Here is a 19,141-nt window from a genome sequence, read left to right as displayed (position 1 = left end):
CCGAAGGCGACGGATGAGGGGTGCTCCAGCTTGGCGCGGACGGCATTCCTTCCAACACCCCTCGTCCGTCTCGGCGCTTCGCGCCGATCCACCGCCCGGGGGCGAGCCACGGGTCTCGCCCCGTCCTTCGGACCCCACAAGGGGAGAAGGAAAGGCGCGCCGCTCCAAGCTCACGTAATCACGCTCGGCTTGGCGCGGCCGGTATGGCTGCGAATCCCGGCAATGTCGTCGGCCGCCGCGATCAGATCGGCAAGCGCCTCCTGGGTGTCGAGATCGTGGCGATTCTTGTCCGGCTCGTAGCGCTCGACATAAAGCCGCAGCGTCGCGCCCGAGGTGCCGGTGCCGGACAGGCGGAAGACGACGCGTGAGCCGCCTTCGAACAACACCCTGATGCCCTGGTTCTTGCTGACCGAGCCATCGACCGGATCGTGATAGGCGAAATCATCGGCGCTGGCGATCGTCATGCCGCGCACGCTGGTGCCAGGCAGCGAGCCGAGCTTGGCGCGCAGCTCGTCGACAAGCGCGTTGGCACGATCGGTCTCGACCTCCTCGTAGTCGTGGCGCGAATAGTAGTTGCGCCCATAGGCCGCCCAATGCTCGGTGACGATCTGCCTGGCGCTTTCACCACGCGCGGCAAGGATGTTGAGCCACAAAAGCACGGCCCACAGCCCGTCCTTTTCGCGGACATGGTTGGAGCCGGTCCCCGCACTCTCCTCGCCGCAGATCGTCGCCATGCCGGCATCCAGCAGATTGCCGAAGAACTTCCAGCCGGTTGGCGTTTCATAGATGCCGATGCCGAGCTTTTCAGCGACCCGGTCGGCAGCACCGCTGGTCGGCATTGAACGGGCGATGCCTTTCAGCCCGGCCTTGTAGCCCGGAGCCAGATGGGCATTGGCAGCGAGCATCGCCACCGAATCCGACGGGGTTATGAAAATGCCCTTGCCGATGATCAGGTTGCGGTCGCCGTCGCCGTCGGAGGCAGCGCCAAAGTCGGGCGCATCCGGCCCCATCATCTCGTCGTAGAGGTGTTTTGCATGCACCAGATTGGGATCGGGATGGTGGCCGCCGAAATCCGGCAGCGAGATAAAATTGCGAGCGGTGCCGTTGGGCGCGCCTAGCCGGTTTTCGAGGATCTCCTTGGCGTAGGGGCCGGTCACCGCATGCATGGCGTCGAAGCGCATGCGGAAGCCTGATTTGAACAGCGCCCGCAAGGCATTGAAATCGAACAGGCTTTCCATCAGTTCGGCATAGTCGGCGACCGGATCGATGATTTCGACGGTCATGTCTCCTGCCTTGACCGTGCCGATCGTGTCGATGTCGACCGGTCCGATATCGGCGATCTTGAAGCTCGAAATCGCCTTGGTTTTTTCGAAGATCGCGTCGGTCAGCTTTTCCGGCGCCGGGCCGCCATTGCCGGCATTGTATTTGATGCCGAAATCCTCATGCGGGCCACCCGGATTGTGGCTGGCGGACAGGATGATGCCGCCGAAGGTCTTGTATTTGCGGATGACATGCGAAGCGGCCGGCGTGGATAAGATACCGCCCTGCCCGACCATCACCTTGCCGAAGCCGTTTGCCGCGGCCATGGCGATGGCCTTCTGGATGACCTCGCGGTTATAAAAGCGGCCGTCGCCGCCGATCACCAGGGTCTTGCCCTCGAACCCGTCCAGCGCGTCGAAGATCGACTGGATGAAGTTCTCGGCATAGTGCTCCTGCTGGAACACCGGGACTTTCTTGCGCAGCCCGGAGGTGCCGGGCTTCTGGTCGGGATAGGGTTTTGTGGCGACAGTGCGGATCATCAGTCAGGCAGCCCTTTTCGAAAGCAGCAAGCGATAGAGTTGGACATATTTTTCGGCGCTTTTGTCCCACGACACGTCGGCCTTCATGCCTTGCCGCTGCATCGACGCCCACACCGCGGAATTGGCATGCGCTTCGACAAGGCGGCGGATGGCGTGCAGCAGGGCGCCAGCATTGGCGGGCGCAAACTGGAAGCCGGTCGCCACGCCGGCAGAGATGGCGGCTTCGTTGGCATCGATAACCGTGTCGGCAAGGCCGCCGGTGCGCGCGACGACCGGCACGCAGCCATAGCGCAGGCCGTAAAGCTGCGTCAGCCCGCAAGGTTCGAAGCGCGACGGGATAATGATGGCGTCGCAGCCGCCCTGCATGGTGTGGGAGAGCCCCTCGTCATAGCCGACGACGACGCCGATGCGACCACGATGGCGGGCTGCGGCGGCAAGCAACGCGCCTTCGAGCCCTGCGTCGCCAGACCCAAGGACTGCCAGCCGTGCACCTGCCGCGACGATACCGTCGACGGCCGCCGCCAATATGTCCATGCCCTTTTGCCAGGTCAGCCGGCTGACGACGCAGACGATCGGGCTATCGTCGCGATCGAGGCTGAAACGGTCCTCGACCGCGGCCTTGTTGGGCATTCGCGCCTTAAGCGTCTTTGCCGTGTAGTTGGAGACCAGATGCGTGTCGGTTTCCGGGTTCCAGATCTCGGTATCGATGCCGTTAACGATGCCATGGAGATCGACGGAGCGCATGTTGATCAGGCCGTCGAGGCCCATGCCGAATTCGGGCAAGCGGATTTCCTGCGCATAGGTCGGGCTGACCGTGGTGATCGCCCAGGCGGCCTGCAGGCCGGCCTTGAGGAAGCCGACGCCGCCATAATATTCGACGCCGTCGAGCGCCATCGCCGCCGCCGGCAGGCCAAGCTCGCCAAAGATGCCGGCGCCGAACTGGCCCTGGAAGGCGAGGTTATGGACGGTGATCATCGACGGCGTGCCGACCGCCTTGCCGTAGCGCATATAGGCGAGCGTCATTGCCGACTGCCAGTCATGGGCATGGACGATATCGGGCAGGTAGCCGGAGATGGCGCCGGCAGCAATATCACCGCCGACCTGGCTCAAGGCCGCGAACCGCCGCCAATTGTCCGGCCAGTCGGCGCCGGTCGCGTTGCCGTACGGGCCGCCGGGACGGTCGAAAAGATGCGGCGCGTCGAGCACAAACAGGTCGAGCCCGGCGATCTGGACGGCATGCACCGAAGCCTTCCCACCCTGCAGCAATGGATATTGCTGAACCGCCTTCTTTTTCCTGAAGGCGCCCATCACCTGAGGATAGCCGGGGACGAGCGTGCGCATGTTGACGCCGTTGCCGGCCAATGCCACGGGCAAGGCGCCAGTCACGTCGGCGAGCCCTCCGGTTTTGACCAGCGGAAAGATCTCGGGCGCCACCGACAGAACCTGCATGCACTACGATCCCAGCCTGTTGACCATGTCCTGCGTGACCAGGCAGATGCCTTTTTCCGAAACGCGGAAACGCTTGGCGTCGAGGACAGGATCCTCGCCGACCACCAGCCCCTCCGGGACCCTGACGCCGTGATCGATGACCACGCGCTTCAGCCTGGCGTTGCGGCCGACATGGACGTCGGGCAGCATGACGACCTCCTCCAGCGTCGAATAGGAATTGATGCGCGCCCCGGTGAAGATCAGGCTTCGCTTCAGCGAAGCGCCCGAAACGATGCAATCGCCCGACACGAGAGACGACACGGCCGACCCGCGGCGGCCATCTTCGTCATGCACGAACTTTGCCGGCGGCTTCAACTCGGCGTAGGTCCAGATCGGCCAGTCGCGGTCGTAGAGGTCGAGTTCCGGCGTGATGTCGGTCAGGTCGATATTGGCTTCCCAATAGGCATCGACCGTGCCGACGTCGCGCCAATAGGCCTCGTTCTCGGCGGTCGAGCGCACGCATGATTTGGCGAAGCGATGCGCGATCGCCTTTCCGTGTTCGACGATGTAGGGGATGATGTCCTTGCCGAAGTCGCGGCTGGAGCCGGGCTCCGCCGCATCGCGACGCAATTGCTCCATCAGGAACTTGGTCTTGAACACATAGATGCCCATCGAGGCCAGCGCAAAATCCGGCTTGTCGGGAATGCCCGGCGGATCGGCGGGCTTTTCGATGAAGGAGATGATGGTGTCCTTGGTGTCGACATGCATGACGCCGAAGCCGGTGGCTTCCATGCGCGGCACTTCGAGGCAGCCGACGGTGACATCGGCGCCGGCCTCTACATGCTGGCGCAGCATCAATTCGTAATCCATCTTGTAGACGTGGTCGCCGGCCAGGATGACCATGTATTCCGGCCCATAGGCCTCGATGATGTCGATGTTCTGGTACACGGCGTCGGCGGTGCCCTCATACCACTGTGTTTCCGACACACGCTGGCTGGCCGGCAAGATGTCGAAACTCTCGTTGCGCTCGGGCCGCAGGAAGTTCCAGCCGCGCTGCAGGTGGCGGATCAGCGAATGCGCCTTGTACTGGGTGGCGACGCCGAGGCGACGGATACCGGAATTGAGCGCATTGGACAGCGCGAAATCGATGATGCGGGTCTTGCCGCCGAAATAGACCGCCGGCTTGGCGCGGCGGTCGGTCAGTTCCTTGAGCCGGCTGCCACGGCCGCCGGCCAGCACATAAGCCATGGCGTCGCGTGCCAGCGGCTGTGTTCGTTTTATTTCAGCCATTCCTATCCTCCCAGGTTAGATGCTCCAGACATAGCTCAGTCCGGGACGAATTCGAGCATGATCGTCGACAGCGGCGGCAAAAGCATCGTCGCCGAAATGCCTCCTCCTTCCGCCCGAGCCTCGACGAGGCCGCTGTTGCCCTTGCCGGAACCGCCATAGTCCGTGGCGTCGGTGTTGATGATCTCGCGCCATTTTCCGGTCTGCGGCAACGGCACGCGGTAATTGTCGCGCGGCACCGGCGTGAAGTTGGAAATGACGGCGACCGGGTTGCCGCCCGGCGCGCTGCGCAGCCAAGCGAACACCGAATTCGCGCTGTCATCGACGATCAGCCAGGAAAAGCCCTCCGGCTCGCAGTCGCGGGCATGCAGCGCCGGGCGCGAGCGGTAGAGATAGTTGAGATCGCGCACCGTCTGCCAGACACCACGGTGGAGCCGGAAATCGAGCAGGTTCCAGTCGAGCGCGCGCGCCTCGCTCCACTCGCGGCGTTGCGCGAACTCCTGGCCCATGAACAACAGCTTCTTGCCGGGATAGCCCCACATGAAGGCGTAATAGGCGCGCAGCGTCGCGAATTTCTGCCAGTCGTCGCCGGCCATCTTGTTAAGCAGCGTGCCCTTGCCGTGCACCACCTCGTCATGGGACAGCGGCAGCACGAAATTCTCGCTGAAGGCGTAGACCAGGCCGAAGGTGATGTCGTTGTGGTGATGCTTGCGGAAGATCGGCTCCTTGGAGAAATACTCCAGAGTGTCGTGCATGAAGCCCATGTTCCACTTGAAACCGAAGCCCAGTCCGCCTTCATGCACCGGCTGCGAGACTTTCGGCCACGAGGTCGATTCCTCGGCGATCGTCATCACGCCCGGATGGTGGCCGTAGACCTCCTTGTTCATCCGTTGCAGGAAGCTGACCGCTTCCAGGTTCTCGCGCCCGCCTTTCTCGTTGGGAATCCATTCACCGGCCTTGCGCGAATAATCGAGATAAAGCATCGAGGCGACCGCATCGACGCGCAGACCGTCGACGTGATATTTCTCTGCCCAGAACAGCGCATTGTTGACAAGGAACGAGACCACCTCGCGACGACCGAAATTGTAGATCGCGGTGTTCCAGTCGGGATGGAAGCCCTTGCGCGGATCGGCATGTTCGTAGAGTGCGGTGCCGTCGAACTTTGCCAGACCGTGTTCGTCAACCGGGAAATGCGCCGGCACCCAGTCAAGGATGACGCCGATGCCGGCGCGGTGGGCACCGTCGACGAAGCGGGCAAAACCGTCCGGATCGCCAAAGCGGGCGCTCGGCGCATAGAGACCGGTCGTCTGGTAGCCCCAGGACGGGTCATAGGGGTGTTCGGAGATCGGCATGAATTCGATGTGGGTGAAACCCGTCTCGACCACATAGGGGATCAGCCGGTCGGCGAGTTCGTCCCATGACAGGAAGCTGCCGTCGTCGTGAAGCCGCCATGAGCCGGCATGGACCTCGTAGATCGATACGGCCTCGCGCCTGTGGTCGGCATTGCGCCAGTAGTTCCGGTGCGCCTCGTCGCCCCATTCATGCACCGGCGGCAGCGCCGTCACCGAGGCGGTAGCCGGGCGCAGTTCGGATTTGAAGGCGAACGGATCTGCCTTGAGCGGCAATCTCACGCCATCCGGCCCGATGATCTCGTATTTATAAGGGCGGCCGGCGCCGATGTCGGGAATGAACAGCTCCCAGATACCGGTATCGCGGCGGTCGCGCATGGTGTGCCTGCGGCCGTCCCACTCGTTGAAGTCGCCGACCACCGAGACACGCCTTGCATTGGGCGCCCACACCGCAAAATGTACGCCCGATGCACCCTCATGGTCGATGAGATGAGCGCCGAGCTTGTCGAACAGCCTGAGATGCGATCCTTCGGCGATGTAATAATCGTCCAGCGGGCCGAGCACGGGGCCGAAGGAATATGGATCGGTCAGCCACCAGTCGCCGCCGGCGTTCCTGGCGTGATAGCGCAGCGGCTGGCGTTTGCGCAGCGACAGTTTGCCCTCGAAGAAGCCGCGATCGTCGCGTCTCGACAGCTCGCCGGCCTTCTTGCCGGTCAGCGTATAGGCGGTGACGGACTCGGCATGAGGGACGAAGCAGCGGCCGACAAAGCCCTTCCCCGCCTCATGCACGCCAAGCACGGAGAACGGGTCGCCATGCGTGCCGGCGACAATCGCCGCGACATCGCCGGCTGGCGCCAGTCCGTCCGGCCCGCTTGTCGCAACGGTCGCGCGCGGCTTGCTCATCAGGCAGTGTCCCTCCTCGGGCACCAAGTGCGTGTTTCTAGTGAAGTTTTGAATTCGACAGTCGCAGGCCGCCTGACCTTCCAAGGGATGCGAAGGTCAAATCACTCCACTAGGGCCACATTGTTCCTGGTCTCATGCAATCACATCAGGCGGGCACGTGCCAGATGTCTTTCGCATATTGGCGGATCGTGCGGTCGGACGAGAACCAGCCGACGCGGGCGACATTGCGGATGGCTCTGGCGTACCAGTCCGGGCTGTTGCGCCAGACGGCATCGACGTCGCGCTGGGTGGCGGCGTAGGCATCGAAATCCGCAGCGACCATGAACCAGTCGCTCTGGTAAAGGCCGTTGATCAGGTCGCGATAACGGTCCGGATCGTCAGGCGAAAAGACCCCGGACGAAACCGCGGCAAGCGCCTGCGCCAATTCAGGCGATCCCTCGATTACGGCGCGCGGATCGTAACCATTGTTGCGCCGCTCGGCGACCTCATCGGTGGTCAGGCCGAAGATGAAGATGTTGTCGTCGCCGACGCATTCCTTGATCTCGACATTGGCGCCGTCGAGCGTGCCGATGGTCAGCGCGCCGTTCAGCGCGAACTTCATGTTGCCGGTGCCGGACGCTTCCATGCCGGCGGTCGATATCTGCTCCGAAAGATCGGCGGCCGGCATCATGATCTCGGCTAGGCTGACATTGTAGTTCGGCACGAACACCACTTTCAGCAAGCCGCGCACCGCCGGGTCGCGGTTGATGACCCGGGCGACGTCGTTGGCAAGTTTGATGATCAGCTTGGCGTTGTGATAGCTGGGCGCCGCCTTGCCGCCGAAGAACTTGACGCGGGGCATCCAGTCGCGCTCCGGATGCGAGCGGATCTGGTCGTAAAGCGCGACCGCTTCGAGAATGTTCAAGAGCTGGCGCTTGTATTCGTGGATGCGCTTGACCTGGATGTCGAACAGCGCCGAGGGGTCCACCTTGATGCCGAGCCGGTCGGCAACGAGATTGGCAAGCCTCGTCTTGTTCGCCCGTTTGACAGCGGCGAACTTGTCGCGGAAGGCAGCGTCCTCGGCGAAAGGATCGAGCAGCTTTATCTCGTCGATGTCGTCGAGGAATCCGTCGCCGATCGCCTCTCGGGTGAGTGCCGTGAGGCCGGGATTGCACTGTATCAGCCAGCGCCGCGGTGTGATCCCGTTGGTCTTGTTGTTGATGCGATCCGGGTAGAGCCTGTGGAGGTCGGCAAACACCGTCTCCTTCATCAATTCCGTATGCAGTGCCGAGACGCCGTTGATCGAGTGCGAGCCGACAAAGGCCAGATTGCCCATACGCACGCGGCGATCGCCATTTTCCTGGATCAGCGAGATGCGGCTGATCTGCTCGTCCGAGAACTGGTCGGAGACGCGCGCCTCGAGCAGCACCTCGGCGTTGATGGCGTAGACGATCTGCATGTGGCGCGGCAACAGCCGCTCGAATAGCGGCACGGGCCAGCTTTCCAGCGCTTCGGGCAGCAGCGTGTGGTTGGTGTAGCCGAAGGTGCGCTTGGTGATGCTCCACGCCTGGTCGAAATCCATGCCGTGGACATCCATCAACAGGCGCATCAGCTCGGGGACGGCGATGGCCGGATGGGTGTCGTTGAGATGGATCGCCGCCTTGTCGGGCAGCGATTGCAGGTCGCCATACTGGCTGAGATGACGCTGAAGGATGTCCTGCAGCGAGGCGGTGGAGAAGAAATACTCCTGCCTGAGCCGCAACTCCTGGCCTGCCTTGTGGGAATCGGCCGGGTAAAGGACGCGCGACAGCGCATCGGCCTTGTTGCTCTCGGCGAGCGCGCCGATGTGATCGCCGGCGTTGAACTTGTCGAGCAGGATCGGATCGACCGGCATGCCGGACCACAGACGCAGCGTGTTGACGCGGTTGGCCCGCCAGCCAACCACCGGGGTATCGTAAGCAACGGCCAGAACATGTTCGGTCGGCTTCCAGACATGGCGCTCGAGCCTGCCATCCTTCGAGGTGATCGATTCCACCGAGCCGCCGAAGCCGACCTCGAAGGAGCGTTCGCGGCGTTCGAACTCCCAAGGATTGCCGTGATCGAGCCATGTCTCGGGCAGTTCGACTTGCCAGCCGTCATGGATCTCCTGCCGAAACATGCCGTTGGCGTAGCGAATGCCATAGCCATGCGCGGGGATATCGACGGTAGCCATGCTTTCCATGAAGCAGGCGGCGAGCCGGCCAAGGCCGCCATTGCCAAGGGCAGCGTCCGGTTCGAGCGCAGCAATGATGTCGAGGTCGACGCCAAGTGACGACAGCGCCTCGCGCATATTGTCCATCAGGCCGAGATTGGAGAAGGCATCGCGCATCAAGCGGCCGATGAGGAATTCCAGTGACAGGTAATAGACGCGCTTTTCCTGCTGGGCGTAGGCCTCTTGGGTCGCCTGCATCCAATGATCGACGATGCGGTCGCGCACAACCTTGATCGAGGCGGTGAGCCAATCGTACTGGGTTGCAACGTTGGTGCCCTTGCCGACCCTGTATTTGAGGGCCTGCAAGACTTCGTCGGCGAGCGTCTTGGGATCCGGGTTTTCGAGGGTGGGCAGAGGAGCTTCGGTTGTCATCGCGCGCGTCATGCTGCCTCTCGTGACGTTGCCAGGATCATGCGGCTTTCACCATCTCCGCCAATGCTAATGCATCCCACCGGATGTTCAATGGATTCAGGCGACCGCAAGCCGGGTTGCCCTGCGGCAATTTGGCATTGAAACACCGCGCCCTCAGCGGCGGGCCTCAAGTTCTTGTTCAGGCCGCCAAGGCCGCCTCCGGCGGCACCTTGGCGCCGGTCATGAAGGCGACCGCGTCGGACATCGTATACTGCTTCGGATCGATGACGCACAGGCGACGGCCGAGCCGATGAATGTGAATGCGGTCCGCCACCTCGAAGACATGCGGCATATTGTGTGAAATCAGCACGATCGGCAGGCCTCGGCGTTTGACGTCGAGTATCAGTTCGAGCACGCGGCGGCTCTCCTTGACGCCGAGCGCGGCCGTCGGCTCATCCATGATGACCATCTTCGAGCCGAAGGCCGCGGCGCGCGCCACCGCCACGCCCTGGCGTTGACCGCCGGAGAGAGTTTCCACCGCCTGGCTGATGTTCTGGATGGTCATCAGGCCAAGTTCGGTCAGCTTGTCGCGGGCGCGCTTTTCCATCGCCGGACGGTCGAGCATGCGCAGCCAGCTGCCAAGAAAGCCCGGCTTGCGGATCTCGCGGCCGAGAAACATGTTGTCGGCGATGGACAGCGCCGGCGACAGCGCCAGGTTCTGGTAGACGGTCTCGATGCCGGCTTCGCGGGCCTCCATCGGCGATTTGAATGCAATAGGCTTGCCTTCAAGCCGGATCTCGCCTTCGTCGGGCACGACCGCGCCGGAAATCGCCTTGATAAGCGACGACTTGCCGGCGCCGTTGTCGCCGATGACAGCAAGGATTTCGCCCGGATAGAGATCGAAATCGGCATTGTCGAGGGCGGTGACGCGACCGTAGCGTTTGACCAGGCTGCGGGCGGTAAGGATCGGTTCCTGAGTCTGGTTCATGCCGAGATCTTCCTGATCCACTGGTCAATACCAACAGCGATGATGATAAGGGCGCCGACAGACAATTGCGTCCATTGGGGATCTGTCCCCCAAAGCCTGAGGCCGAGCGCGAACACCCCGACGATCAGCGCACCGAAGATGGTCCCGAGGATGGAACCGCGGCCGCCGAACAGTGATGTGCCGCCAATCACCACGGCGGTAATCGAATTGATGTTCTCGAACTGCCCGGCCTGCGGCGAGACCGATCCGATGCGTCCGATCAAGGCCCAGCCGGCGATGGCACAAATGATGCCGGTCAGGGTATAGACCGTGACCAGCATCCGGCTGACGCGCACCCCCGACAGTTCCGCGGCTTCCGGGTCGTCGCCGACTGCGTAGACATGCCGGCCCCATGCGGTGTGATTGAGCACGTACCAGGCAATTGCCCCCATGATCAGCACCAACAGCACGCCATAGGTGAAGACTGCGCCGCCGATCCTGAACGAGCCGCCGAAAAACTGCAGCAGCGGTGCCGTCGCCTCGAGATCCTGGCTGCGGATGGTCTCGTTGCCGGAATAGATGAAGTTGATGGCAGCGTAGATCGACCAGGTGCCGAGCGTCACGATGAAGGGCGGCAGTTTCACCCAGGCGATGAGAATGCCGTTGATCAAGCCGCAAATCGCGCCGACAAGCAGCCCGATGGCAACGGCGACCGGCGCTGGAACACCGTAATGCATGGCAAACTGGCCCATAACAACCGAGCTCAGCACCATGATGGCGCCGACTGACAGGTCGATGCCGGCGGTGAGCACGACCAGTGTCTGCGCGATGCCGACCATGCCGGTTATCGCCACCTGCTGGAGGATCAGGGTGAGGGTGAAGGGAGAAAAGAAGCGTCCGCCGACGACGACTGCGAACAGAACCACCGAGATGAGCAGGATGATCAGCGGCACCATGGCCGGGCTTTTATGCAAGCGGTGCTGGATGCTCTCCAACGTCGAGCGGGAATGCGTCTCGAATGATGCGACGCTGGCGTCGCTAGCGGCCAGGACCGTCTCGAATTCCTGCGGTCCCTTGCTCCTGGTTGTTTCGACGCTCAAGTCGGCCTCCCCGCCTGTGATGTGGAGCGGCCGAAACCGCTCCACATTCCCTATTGTTCTTTTGAAGTTGAGCCGATCAGGGGATCAAATCAACCCCAGCACTTGCTGAGGCCTTGCTTCGTGTCGATGGATTCGATGCCGGCGGCAGGCTTGTCGGTGATCAGCGTGACGCCGGTGTTGTAGAAGTTCAGACCGGGCGACGGCTCAGGCTTCTTGCCGGTGTCGGCAAAGGTCTTGATCGCCTCGATGCCGAGCGAGGCCATGAGCAATGGATATTGCTGTGAAGTGGCGCCGATCACGCCCTCGGCAACGTTCTTGACACCGGGGCAGCCGCCATCGACCGAGACAATCAGGACGTCCTTCTCCTTGCCGACGGCTTTCAGCGCCTGGTAGGCGCCCGCGGCCGCAGGTTCGTTGATGGTGTAGACGACGTTGATATCCGGATCCTTCTGCAGGCAATTCTCCATGGCAGTATGCCCGCCATCCTCATTGCCGCTCGACAGATCGTGACAGACGTTGCGTGCGTCGGTTTCGTCGCCGATCTTCTTGGGATCGCCGAGGTCGATGCCGAAGCCCTTCATGAAGCCTTGATCACGCTGGACGTCGACGGAGGGCTGGCTGGCGATCAGATCCATGTAGGCAATGTGCGCATCCTTGGCCTTGTCGCCCAAGGTAGCCTTTGCCCAGGAGCCGATAAGCTCGCCGGCCTTGAAATTGTCGGTCGCAAACGTCGCATCCGCGGCATCGGCAGGCTCGAGCTGCGTGTCGAGAGCGATCACCAGCACCCCTGCATCGCGCGCCTTCTTCACCGCCGGCACGATGGCCGCAGTGTCGGTGGCGGTGATCAAAATGCCCTTGGCGCCGTCGGCGATGCAGGATTCGATCGCCGCAACCTGGCCCTCATTGTCACCTTCCGCCTTGCCGGCATAGGCTTTCAGATCGACACCGATTTCCTTGGCTTTCGCGGCGGCACCTTCCTTCATCTTCACGAAGAAGGGATTGGTGTCGGTCTTGGTGATCAAGCAGGCGCCGACCCCGGCGGCCGATGCCGTCGACGCAAACGCCATCAGGCTCAGTCCGGCCGCGGCAAACACGGTGGATTTCAACAGTTTTGACGTGGTCACGATTTTCCTCCCATTGAACCATTTAGGATGCCGGCCAACCGGCATCTGCAGCGCGTCCGACGAAATCTCCCAGTGTCGACGCCGATCTCAAGAGACACCAGTCCGCCAGCACTGTCAATAATTAAATCACTCTTATTTATTATTGACAACGCAGGATTGTTCACTCACTCTAGACCAAAAGCATTGAGGGGAAACGACGGGAGGAACAGGGGTGGAGACCGGCATTACAAGGCACGGCTCGCCCGATGCGGCCGAAAGCCGCCTGCACCGCGGCACCAATCAAAGCGGCATGCGGGACCACAATGAGCGGCTGGTGCTGTCGCTGGTGCGCCAGCACGGCAGCCTGGCCAAATCCGACATCGCACGCATGACTGGCCTCTCGGCGCAGACAGTATCAGTCATCATGCGCGAGCTGGAGGAGGACGACCTGCTCGTTCGCCAGGCGCCGTTGCGCGGCAAGATTGGTCAGCCCTCGATACCCATGGCGCTCAATCCCGACGGCGCCTATTTCATCGGCCTGAAGATCGGCCGGCGCAGCGCCGAGCTCGTGCTGATCGATTTCCTCGGCAATGTGCGCTCGATGCTGCAGCATTCGTACCGCTATCCGGCGCCGCGCGAGACGGTGGAATTCGTTACGAGCGGCATGAAGAAGATGCGCGGCGAGCTCACTCCTGCGCAGGACAAGCGCATCGCCGGACTTGGCATCGCCATGCCGTTCGAATTGTGGAACTGGGCCGATACCGCCGGCGCGCCGCGTGAAATCATGGACGAATGGCGCCATCGCGACATCCGCGCCGACATCCAGGCACAATGCGAATTTCCGGTCTACCTGCAAAACGATGCCACCTCGGCCTGCGGCGCCGAGCTCGTGTTCGGCCAGGCGGCGGGTGCGGCGCGCGATTTCGTCTATTTCTACATCGGTGCCTTTGCCGGCGGCGGCATCGTGCTGAACGGCCGGCTGTTTGGCGGCCCAACCGGCAATGCCGGCGCGCTGGGCTCAATGCCAGTGCCCGGGCCTGACGGCAAGCCGACGCAGTTGATCGACGTTGCATCGATCGCCACGCTGGAGAAGGCGCTCAACGCACGCGGCGTCGAGGCCTCGCATCTGTGGACATCACCGGGGGACTGGGGCGAGATCGGTGCCGAGCTTGACGACTGGATCGCCAGCGCCTCGCAGGCGCTCGCCTATGCCATCGTTGCGGCGTCGTCCGTCATCGATTTCGAAGCCGCGGTGATCGACGGATGGATGCCGCTCGCCGTGCGCAGGCGGCTTGTCGATGCCGTCATCCAGGCCATCGGCAGGATCGACGGCGAAGGCCTGAGGCTGCCGGCCGTCCGCGAGGGAACGGTCGGCATCCATGCGCGGGCGCTGGGTGGCGCCAGTCTGCCGCTATCGGAGCGCTTCCTCATCGGCTCGACCACGATTTCCCGGAGCTTCTGAGCATGCTGATCGGTATCCCGGCGCTGCTCGGCCCGGAGCTTCTGGCGATGTTGCGCGCCATGGGCCATGGCGACGAGATCGCGCTGGTCGACGGCAACTACCCGGCCGAACAGCAGGCACAGCGGCTGATCCGCGCCGACGGTCATCATCTCGTCCCGGTGCTGGATGCCGTATTGAGCGTGTTGCCTGTCGACGACGCCGTGCCGCAGGCGCTGTTTCGCGCCTCGGCTAAAGGCGATCCCCTGCTCGCCGATCCGGTTCATCATGAGATTGAAGCGATCTGCGCCAGGCATGCGCCGGGCCGCAAGGTGGTTGCGCTTGCCGGCGCCGACTTCTATGCACGGGTCAAGGCCGCGCACGCGATCGTCGCGACGAGCGAGCCGCGGCTTTACGCCAACATCATCATTCGCAAGGGCGTGATCTATCCGCCGGAAAGCAAGACTTCATGATCCTCTGCTGCGGCGAAGCCCTGATCGACATGCTGCCGCGCACCACGACGGAGGGCGAAGCGGCCTTTGCCCCCTATGTCGGCGGTGCCGTCTTCAACTCGGCCATTGCGCTCGGCCGACTCGGCGCGCCGGCCGGCTTCTTCTCCGGCCTGTCGTCGGATCTGTTCGGCGGGCAGTTCAGGGAGGCGCTGGGGGCCAGCAAGGTCAGTTCCACCTATGCGCACACCTCGCCGCGGCCGACCACGCTCGCCTTCGTGCGGCTCACCAACGGCCAGGCGACCTATACATTCTATGACGAGAACACCGCCGGGCGCATGCTGACCATCGAGGACCTGCCGGAGCTCGGCAGCGAGATCGAGGCCATGCTGTTCGGCGCCATCAGCCTGATCTCGGAACCGGCCGGATCGGCCTATGAGGAGTTCATGCGACGTGAGCATGAGCGCCGCGTGATGATGCTCGACCCCAACATCCGGCCAAACTTCATTCCCGACAAGGCCAGGCATCTCAGGCGCATCCGCAACATGATGGCGATGGCCGACATCGTGAAACTGTCGGACGAGGATTTGAACTGGTTCGACGAAGCCGGCTCGCATGAGGACGTCGTCCGCAACTGGCTGGACCGCGGCCCGAAGCTGATCGTCGTCACCCACGGCAGCGAGGGCGCGGTTGGTTACAGCAGCCAGCACCGGGTCACGGTCGTGCCGGACAAGGTCGAGGTGGTCGATACGGTCGGCGCCGGCGACACGTTCAATGCCGGCATCCTTGCCTCCTTGCACGAGCAGGGCCTGCTGTCGAAGACGGCAATCGCCGGCCTGCCGAAAGAAGCCATCCATAAGGCGCTGACGCTCGGCGCCAAGGCTGCGGCGGTGACGGTCTCGCGGGCCGGCGCCAATCCGCCATGGCGGCATGAACTCGCCTGACCGGCTGGCAACCGCCTCACGGACAGCCTGCCGGCGATCACTTTATGTTTCGCCTAACCTGGCGGGCGGGATGCGCAGCCCATATCAAGCATGCCGAAGTCCGGATTTTCCCGCGTTTAAGAGGGCAGATCGGAAACCAGAGGTAACAGGCTGCGACACTTGAGCAATTCAGGGCTTTGCCCTGCGGCTTTCTCGGCCGTGCCAAGTCTGCTACCAGCGGCCGGTTATCTGGCTAAAACCGTTTGAGGCCGACATGCAGTTCATCGATCTTGGCGCACAGCGCGAACGCATCCGCGACAGGCTGAAGGCGGCAATCGACCGCGTCGTCGACGAAGGTCGTTATATTCTTGGACCGCAGGTCACCGAATTCGAAAACAAGCTCGCCGCCTATATCGGCACCAAGCACGTGGTCGCTTGCGCCAACGGCACCGACGCGCTGCTGTTGCCGCTGTTTGCCGCCGGCATCGGCCCGGGCGACGCGGTATTCGTGCCGAGCTTCACCTTCGCCGCCACGGCCGAAGTGGTGGCGCTGACCAAGGCCGAGCCGGTGTTCGTCGATGTCGATGCTGACAGCTACAATATCGACATCGCCAGCCTCGAGGCGGCAATCGCCATGATCAAGGCGGAGGGGCGGCTGAGGCCGAAGGCAATCATTCCCGTCGACCTGTTCGGCCTCGCCGCCGATTACGAAGCAATCATGGCCATCGCCAATCGCGAAGGCCTGATGGTCATCGAGGATGCGGCGCAGGCGACCGGCGGCTCGGCTGACGGCAAGATGTGCGGCTCGTTCGGCACCGTCGGCTCGACCAGCTTCTATCCGGCAAAACCGCTCGGCTGCTACGGCGACGGCGGTGCGATGTTCACCAATGACGATGCGCTGGCCGAACAGCTGCGCTCGTTCGCCTTTCACGGCAAGGGCGAAACGCAATACGACAATGTCCGCGTCGGCATCAATTCACGGCTCGATACACTGCAGGCGGCGATCCTAATCGAGAAGCTGGCCATCCTCGAGGACGAGATGGTGGCGCGGCAAGCGGTCGCCAATCGCTATGCCGAAGGTCTCGGCGATATAGTCAAGACGGCGCGCAATCTGGGCGGCGGCCGCTCGGCCTGGGCGCAATACGCCATCGAAACGCCGAAGCGCGACGGGCTCAAGGCACATCTCGGTGAAAAGGGCATTCCGTCGGTCATCTACTATGTGAAACCGCTGCACAGCCAGATTGCCTATCGCGATTATCCGCGCACGCCGACCGGCCTTGCCGTTTCGGAAGAGCTGCCGAAGCGCATCCTGTGCCTGCCGATGCATCCCTATCTGAGCGAGGCCGACCAGGACCGGATCATCGAAACGATCCGTAACTATATCGGCTCGAATTCGGCGCACGTGGCGGCGGCATAATTCGAAAGTTGCGGAACATGGTCGCGGATTACATCGACGAGTTCATCATGTTCTGCGCCGGGTTGTGGATGGCTGGCATCGGCTTCGGATTTCTCGCGGACCCGTTCCAAGCTCGCCCCGGCCAGCAAGCATGGTGGACCAACTTTGGAACCCATTTTAAATGGATGGGGCCGCTGTTGATCCTCATCGCGATAGTGCTCGCGTTCGCGGCACCTTCCTAGATGCGCTCGCGCCAGCAACAGGCTCGCCATTGACGGCATCGCTGATCAACAACGGACCGTTCACCTCAAACTGGGCCGTCGGTACCGATTTCGGGATGCTTTGCTCTGCGCCGAAGCATAGTCTGCACCTGTCTTCCCTCTAGGCTGGCTATTTCATGAAGAAGATTGGTTTCCTCTCGTTCGGGCACTGGACGCCCTCGCCGCAATCGCAGACGCGGACGGCATCCGATGCGCTTTTGCAGTCCGTCGAGCTGGCCGTCGCCGCCGAGGAGCTGGGTGCGGACGGCGCGTATTTCCGCGTGCATCACTTCGCCCGCCAGCTCGCCTCGCCCTTCCCGCTGCTCGCAGCGGTTGGGGCGAAGACCAGCCGAATCGAGATCGGCACGGCGGTGATCGACATGCGTTACGAGAACCCGCTCTACATGGCCGAGGACGCCGGCGCCGCCGATCTGATCGCCGGAGGGCGTCTGCAGCTAGGCATCAGCCGCGGCTCGCCGGAGCAGGTGATCGACGGATGGCGGTACTTCGGCTACGCCCCGCAAGAGGGCGAGAGCGATGCCGACATGGCTCGCAGACACACTGGAGTGCTGCTCGAAGTGTTGCTGGGCAAAGGCTTTGCCCAGCCCAACCCGCGGCCGATGTTTCCCAACCCGCCTGGCCTGCTTCGCGTTGAGCCACACTCGGAGGGCCTGCGCGAGCGCATCTGGTGGGGCGCCGCCACAAACGCCACCGCAGAATGGGCGGCGAAACTTGGAATGAACCTGCAGAGTTCCACGCTCAAATTCGATGAAGGCGGAAAGCCGTTTCACATTCAGCAAGCCGAACAGATCAGGGCTTTTCGCGAAGCCTGGAAGGCGGCCGGCCACACGCGCGAGCCACGGGTGTCGGTGAGCCGCAGCATTTTTGCGCTGGTCGACGATCGCGACCGCGCCTATTTCGGCGGCAACCAGGGCGGAGATCAGTTCGGCTATATCGAGGCAGACAGGCTTGCCGTGTTCGGCCGCTCCTATGCCGCCGAGCCGGACGTCCTGATCGAGCAGCTAAAGGGCGACGAAGCCATCGCTGAGGCCGATACGCTGCTGCTCACGGTCCCCAACCAGCTCGGTGTCGACTACAATGTCCATGCCATCGAGGCGATCCTGACCCATGTCGCTCCGGGCTTGGGCTGGCGCTGACGACTTTGTTGGGAAGCCACGGCGGTCAATACGATGCTCGCGTTCTAGCGATCTCACGGCTGCTTCCCGTCGGCTCGTTTCAGCATCGCAAATGCGCGACTGATCCGTTGCAGGGCCGTGGCGTTGGCCAGCACCGCGTACAGCGCGAACCCGCCCGCCAGAATCCAGGGCGAAGCCGCGCCCACGGCAGTCGCGACTCCGTCGGCGGCGAGCAGCACGCAAATGAACACCAGACGTTCCATCCGCTCGAAGAAATCCGGCCAACCATGGTTTTCCACAGGGATTTCCAGCGCCGTCCGCGCCTTGGCATAACTGGTGAGAATCCCGCCGGCGAACGCGAACATTGCGATCGCCCACAGATCGGCGACCCAGCCTATTGCCGCAAAGACGGCCAATTCCTGATAACGGTCGACGATAGCGTCGAAATAGCCACCGGCCTTGGTGCTCATATTTGTCCGGCGGGCGACCGCACCGTCCAGCGCGTCGAAGCTGAAGGCAAACGCCAGGCACAAGCCAAAGGCAAGACTTGAATGGTGATACGCGTAGGCGGCCGAAGACAAAGCCACGAGCACGAGCCCGCTGGCCGTAACCTGGTTCGGCGTCATGCCGATCCCGATCAGCGGAGAGGCGGCCTGCTCCCATAGCGGGTCGATGCGACTTTTCATGAGACCGGCGATCATGGCGGCTCCTCTGATGATGTCGTTTGACGGAGCTTTACCAGCAATTTGCGGGTTTGTTCCACCATCGCCACCGTTTCAGTTGGCCAATGCGGGCCGAGACCGGGCTCAGGAACGTTCTCAACTCGCCGCAAAAGCGATCTCGTTTGGCGAATGTGGCCGGCGGATTAAGATGCTCGCCAAGCTGACGGCGAAACAGAATTTCCGGTCGCAGCGACAGCTGCCCGACAGCATTTCACGGTTTGGGCGATGCCTTTTGACGGGTGTGCAAATCGAGCGGCGGTCTGGCGGCAACACCCGAACGATGTGACTATGATTGCTTGC

16 protein-coding genes are annotated in these 19,141 nt (G+C 62.7%); 7 read left to right on the top strand and 9 right to left on the bottom strand.

What is annotated here, in order from left to right; translation table 11 throughout:
- Positions 1-170 precede the first annotated feature (170 nt).
- The 8 genes from NKH01_RS28320 to NKH01_RS28285 all read right to left on the bottom strand — a co-directional run bounded on the left by NKH01_RS28320 (position 171) and on the right by NKH01_RS28285 (position 12,520).
- A complete protein-coding gene (locus NKH01_RS28320; protein WP_353023459.1) occupies positions 171-1,799 on the bottom strand; it encodes an alpha-D-glucose phosphate-specific phosphoglucomutase in 1,629 nt (542 codons plus the stop codon).
- Positions 1,800-1,802: 3 nt separating this feature from the next.
- Positions 1,803-3,248 carry a glycogen synthase GlgA gene (glgA, locus tag NKH01_RS28315; protein WP_352814739.1) on the bottom strand — a complete coding sequence of 482 codons (1,446 nt, stop codon included), beginning with the start codon at positions 3,246-3,248 and terminating at the stop codon, positions 1,803-1,805.
- A 3-nt stretch (positions 3,249-3,251) separates the two neighbouring features.
- Positions 3,252-4,517 carry a glucose-1-phosphate adenylyltransferase gene (gene glgC, locus NKH01_RS28310; protein ID WP_353023457.1) on the bottom strand — a complete coding sequence of 422 codons (1,266 nt, stop codon included), beginning with the start codon at positions 4,515-4,517 and terminating at the stop codon, positions 3,252-3,254.
- 35 nt (positions 4,518-4,552) lie between these two features.
- Entirely contained in the window at positions 4,553-6,766 is a 2,214-nt protein-coding gene (gene glgB, locus NKH01_RS28305) for a 1,4-alpha-glucan branching protein GlgB (protein WP_352848354.1), read from the bottom strand.
- A gap of 145 nt (positions 6,767-6,911) precedes the next feature.
- Positions 6,912-9,380: a glycogen/starch/alpha-glucan phosphorylase gene (locus NKH01_RS28300; protein ID WP_023718450.1), complete on the bottom strand. Its 2,469-nt coding sequence runs from the start codon at positions 9,378-9,380 to the stop codon at positions 6,912-6,914.
- A 166-nt stretch (positions 9,381-9,546) separates the two neighbouring features.
- The gene (locus NKH01_RS28295; RefSeq protein ID WP_023718451.1) at positions 9,547-10,335 is read right to left on the bottom strand and encodes an ATP-binding cassette domain-containing protein; all 789 of its coding nucleotides are present in this window, start codon (positions 10,333-10,335) and stop codon (positions 9,547-9,549) included.
- Complete coding sequence (locus NKH01_RS28290; protein ID WP_023718452.1) at positions 10,332-11,414, bottom strand: ABC transporter permease; 1,083 nt, start codon at positions 11,412-11,414, stop codon at positions 10,332-10,334. Before NKH01_RS28290 ends, NKH01_RS28295 begins: the two co-directional genes overlap by 4 nt.
- 89 nt (positions 11,415-11,503) lie before the next feature.
- Positions 11,504-12,520 carry a sugar ABC transporter substrate-binding protein gene (locus NKH01_RS28285; protein ID WP_023718453.1) on the bottom strand — a complete coding sequence of 339 codons (1,017 nt, stop codon included), beginning with the start codon at positions 12,518-12,520 and terminating at the stop codon, positions 11,504-11,506.
- A 229-nt stretch (positions 12,521-12,749) separates the two neighbouring features.
- On the opposite strand from NKH01_RS28285, the gene NKH01_RS28280 reads away from it, so the two are divergent.
- From NKH01_RS28280 to NKH01_RS28255, 6 genes are all read left to right on the top strand, one after another.
- Complete coding sequence (locus tag NKH01_RS28280) at positions 12,750-13,979, top strand: ROK family transcriptional regulator (RefSeq protein WP_352494808.1); 1,230 nt, start codon at positions 12,750-12,752, stop codon at positions 13,977-13,979.
- Between the two features lie 2 nt (positions 13,980-13,981).
- Positions 13,982-14,428 carry an RbsD/FucU family protein gene (locus tag NKH01_RS28275; protein ID WP_023718455.1) on the top strand — a complete coding sequence of 149 codons (447 nt, stop codon included), beginning with the start codon at positions 13,982-13,984 and terminating at the stop codon, positions 14,426-14,428.
- A complete protein-coding gene (locus NKH01_RS28270) occupies positions 14,425-15,348 on the top strand; it encodes a carbohydrate kinase family protein (protein WP_352483656.1) in 924 nt (307 codons plus the stop codon). Before NKH01_RS28275 ends, NKH01_RS28270 begins: the two co-directional genes overlap by 4 nt.
- Positions 15,349-15,601: 253 nt before the next feature.
- A complete protein-coding gene (locus NKH01_RS28265; protein WP_023718457.1) occupies positions 15,602-16,744 on the top strand; it encodes a DegT/DnrJ/EryC1/StrS family aminotransferase in 1,143 nt (380 codons plus the stop codon).
- A 17-nt stretch (positions 16,745-16,761) separates the two neighbouring features.
- Positions 16,762-16,965 carry a hypothetical protein gene (locus tag NKH01_RS28260; RefSeq protein ID WP_023718458.1) on the top strand — a complete coding sequence of 68 codons (204 nt, stop codon included), beginning with the start codon at positions 16,762-16,764 and terminating at the stop codon, positions 16,963-16,965.
- Positions 16,966-17,120: 155 nt separating this feature from the next.
- The gene (locus tag NKH01_RS28255; protein WP_352549178.1) at positions 17,121-18,140 is read left to right on the top strand and encodes an LLM class flavin-dependent oxidoreductase; all 1,020 of its coding nucleotides are present in this window, start codon (positions 17,121-17,123) and stop codon (positions 18,138-18,140) included.
- A gap of 53 nt (positions 18,141-18,193) precedes the next feature.
- Here the strand turns inward: NKH01_RS28255 and NKH01_RS28250 are convergent, their stop codons facing one another.
- Entirely contained in the window at positions 18,194-18,820 is a 627-nt protein-coding gene (locus tag NKH01_RS28250; RefSeq protein ID WP_352549180.1) for a CDP-alcohol phosphatidyltransferase family protein, read from the bottom strand.
- On the opposite strand from NKH01_RS28250, the gene NKH01_RS28245 reads away from it, so the two are divergent.
- Complete coding sequence (locus tag NKH01_RS28245; RefSeq protein WP_031193800.1) at positions 18,819-19,127, top strand: hypothetical protein; 309 nt, start codon at positions 18,819-18,821, stop codon at positions 19,125-19,127. The genes NKH01_RS28250 and NKH01_RS28245 overlap by 2 nt on opposite strands.
- The last annotated feature ends 14 nt before the right edge of the window (positions 19,128-19,141 follow it).

Source organism: Mesorhizobium sp. M1403 (assembly GCF_040317695.1).
GTDB lineage: Bacteria > Pseudomonadota > Alphaproteobacteria > Rhizobiales > Rhizobiaceae > Mesorhizobium.
Note: the sequence above shows the minus strand (reverse complement) of the source record. Positions and strands in the feature narration are given on the sequence as shown.

Excerpts from the sequence above, each read along its gene's own strand:
- NKH01_RS28320 (WP_353023459.1), bottom strand. The coding sequence starts at position 1,799 with ATGATCCGCACTGTCGCCACAAAACCCTATCCCGACCAGAAGCCCGGC.
- glgA (WP_352814739.1), bottom strand. The coding sequence starts at position 3,248 with ATGCAGGTTCTGTCGGTGGCGCCCGAGATCTTTCCGCTGGTCAAAACC.
- glgC (WP_353023457.1), bottom strand. The coding sequence starts at position 4,517 with ATGGCTGAAATAAAACGAACACAGCCGCTGGCACGCGACGCCATGGCT.
- glgB (WP_352848354.1), bottom strand. The coding sequence starts at position 6,766 with ATGAGCAAGCCGCGCGCGACCGTTGCGACAAGCGGGCCGGACGGACTG.
- NKH01_RS28300 (WP_023718450.1), bottom strand. The coding sequence starts at position 9,380 with ATGACGCGCGCGATGACAACCGAAGCTCCTCTGCCCACCCTCGAAAAC.
- NKH01_RS28295 (WP_023718451.1), bottom strand. The coding sequence starts at position 10,335 with ATGAACCAGACTCAGGAACCGATCCTTACCGCCCGCAGCCTGGTCAAA.
- NKH01_RS28275 (WP_023718455.1), top strand. The coding sequence starts at position 13,982 with ATGCTGATCGGTATCCCGGCGCTGCTCGGCCCGGAGCTTCTGGCGATG.
- NKH01_RS28270 (WP_352483656.1), top strand. The coding sequence starts at position 14,425 with ATGATCCTCTGCTGCGGCGAAGCCCTGATCGACATGCTGCCGCGCACC.
- NKH01_RS28265 (WP_023718457.1), top strand. The coding sequence starts at position 15,602 with ATGCAGTTCATCGATCTTGGCGCACAGCGCGAACGCATCCGCGACAGG.
- NKH01_RS28260 (WP_023718458.1), top strand. The coding sequence starts at position 16,762 with ATGGTCGCGGATTACATCGACGAGTTCATCATGTTCTGCGCCGGGTTG.
- NKH01_RS28255 (WP_352549178.1), top strand. The coding sequence starts at position 17,121 with ATGAAGAAGATTGGTTTCCTCTCGTTCGGGCACTGGACGCCCTCGCCG.
- NKH01_RS28245 (WP_031193800.1), top strand. The coding sequence starts at position 18,819 with ATGGCGGCTCCTCTGATGATGTCGTTTGACGGAGCTTTACCAGCAATT.
- NKH01_RS28250 (WP_352549180.1), bottom strand. The coding sequence starts at position 18,820 with ATGATCGCCGGTCTCATGAAAAGTCGCATCGACCCGCTATGGGAGCAG.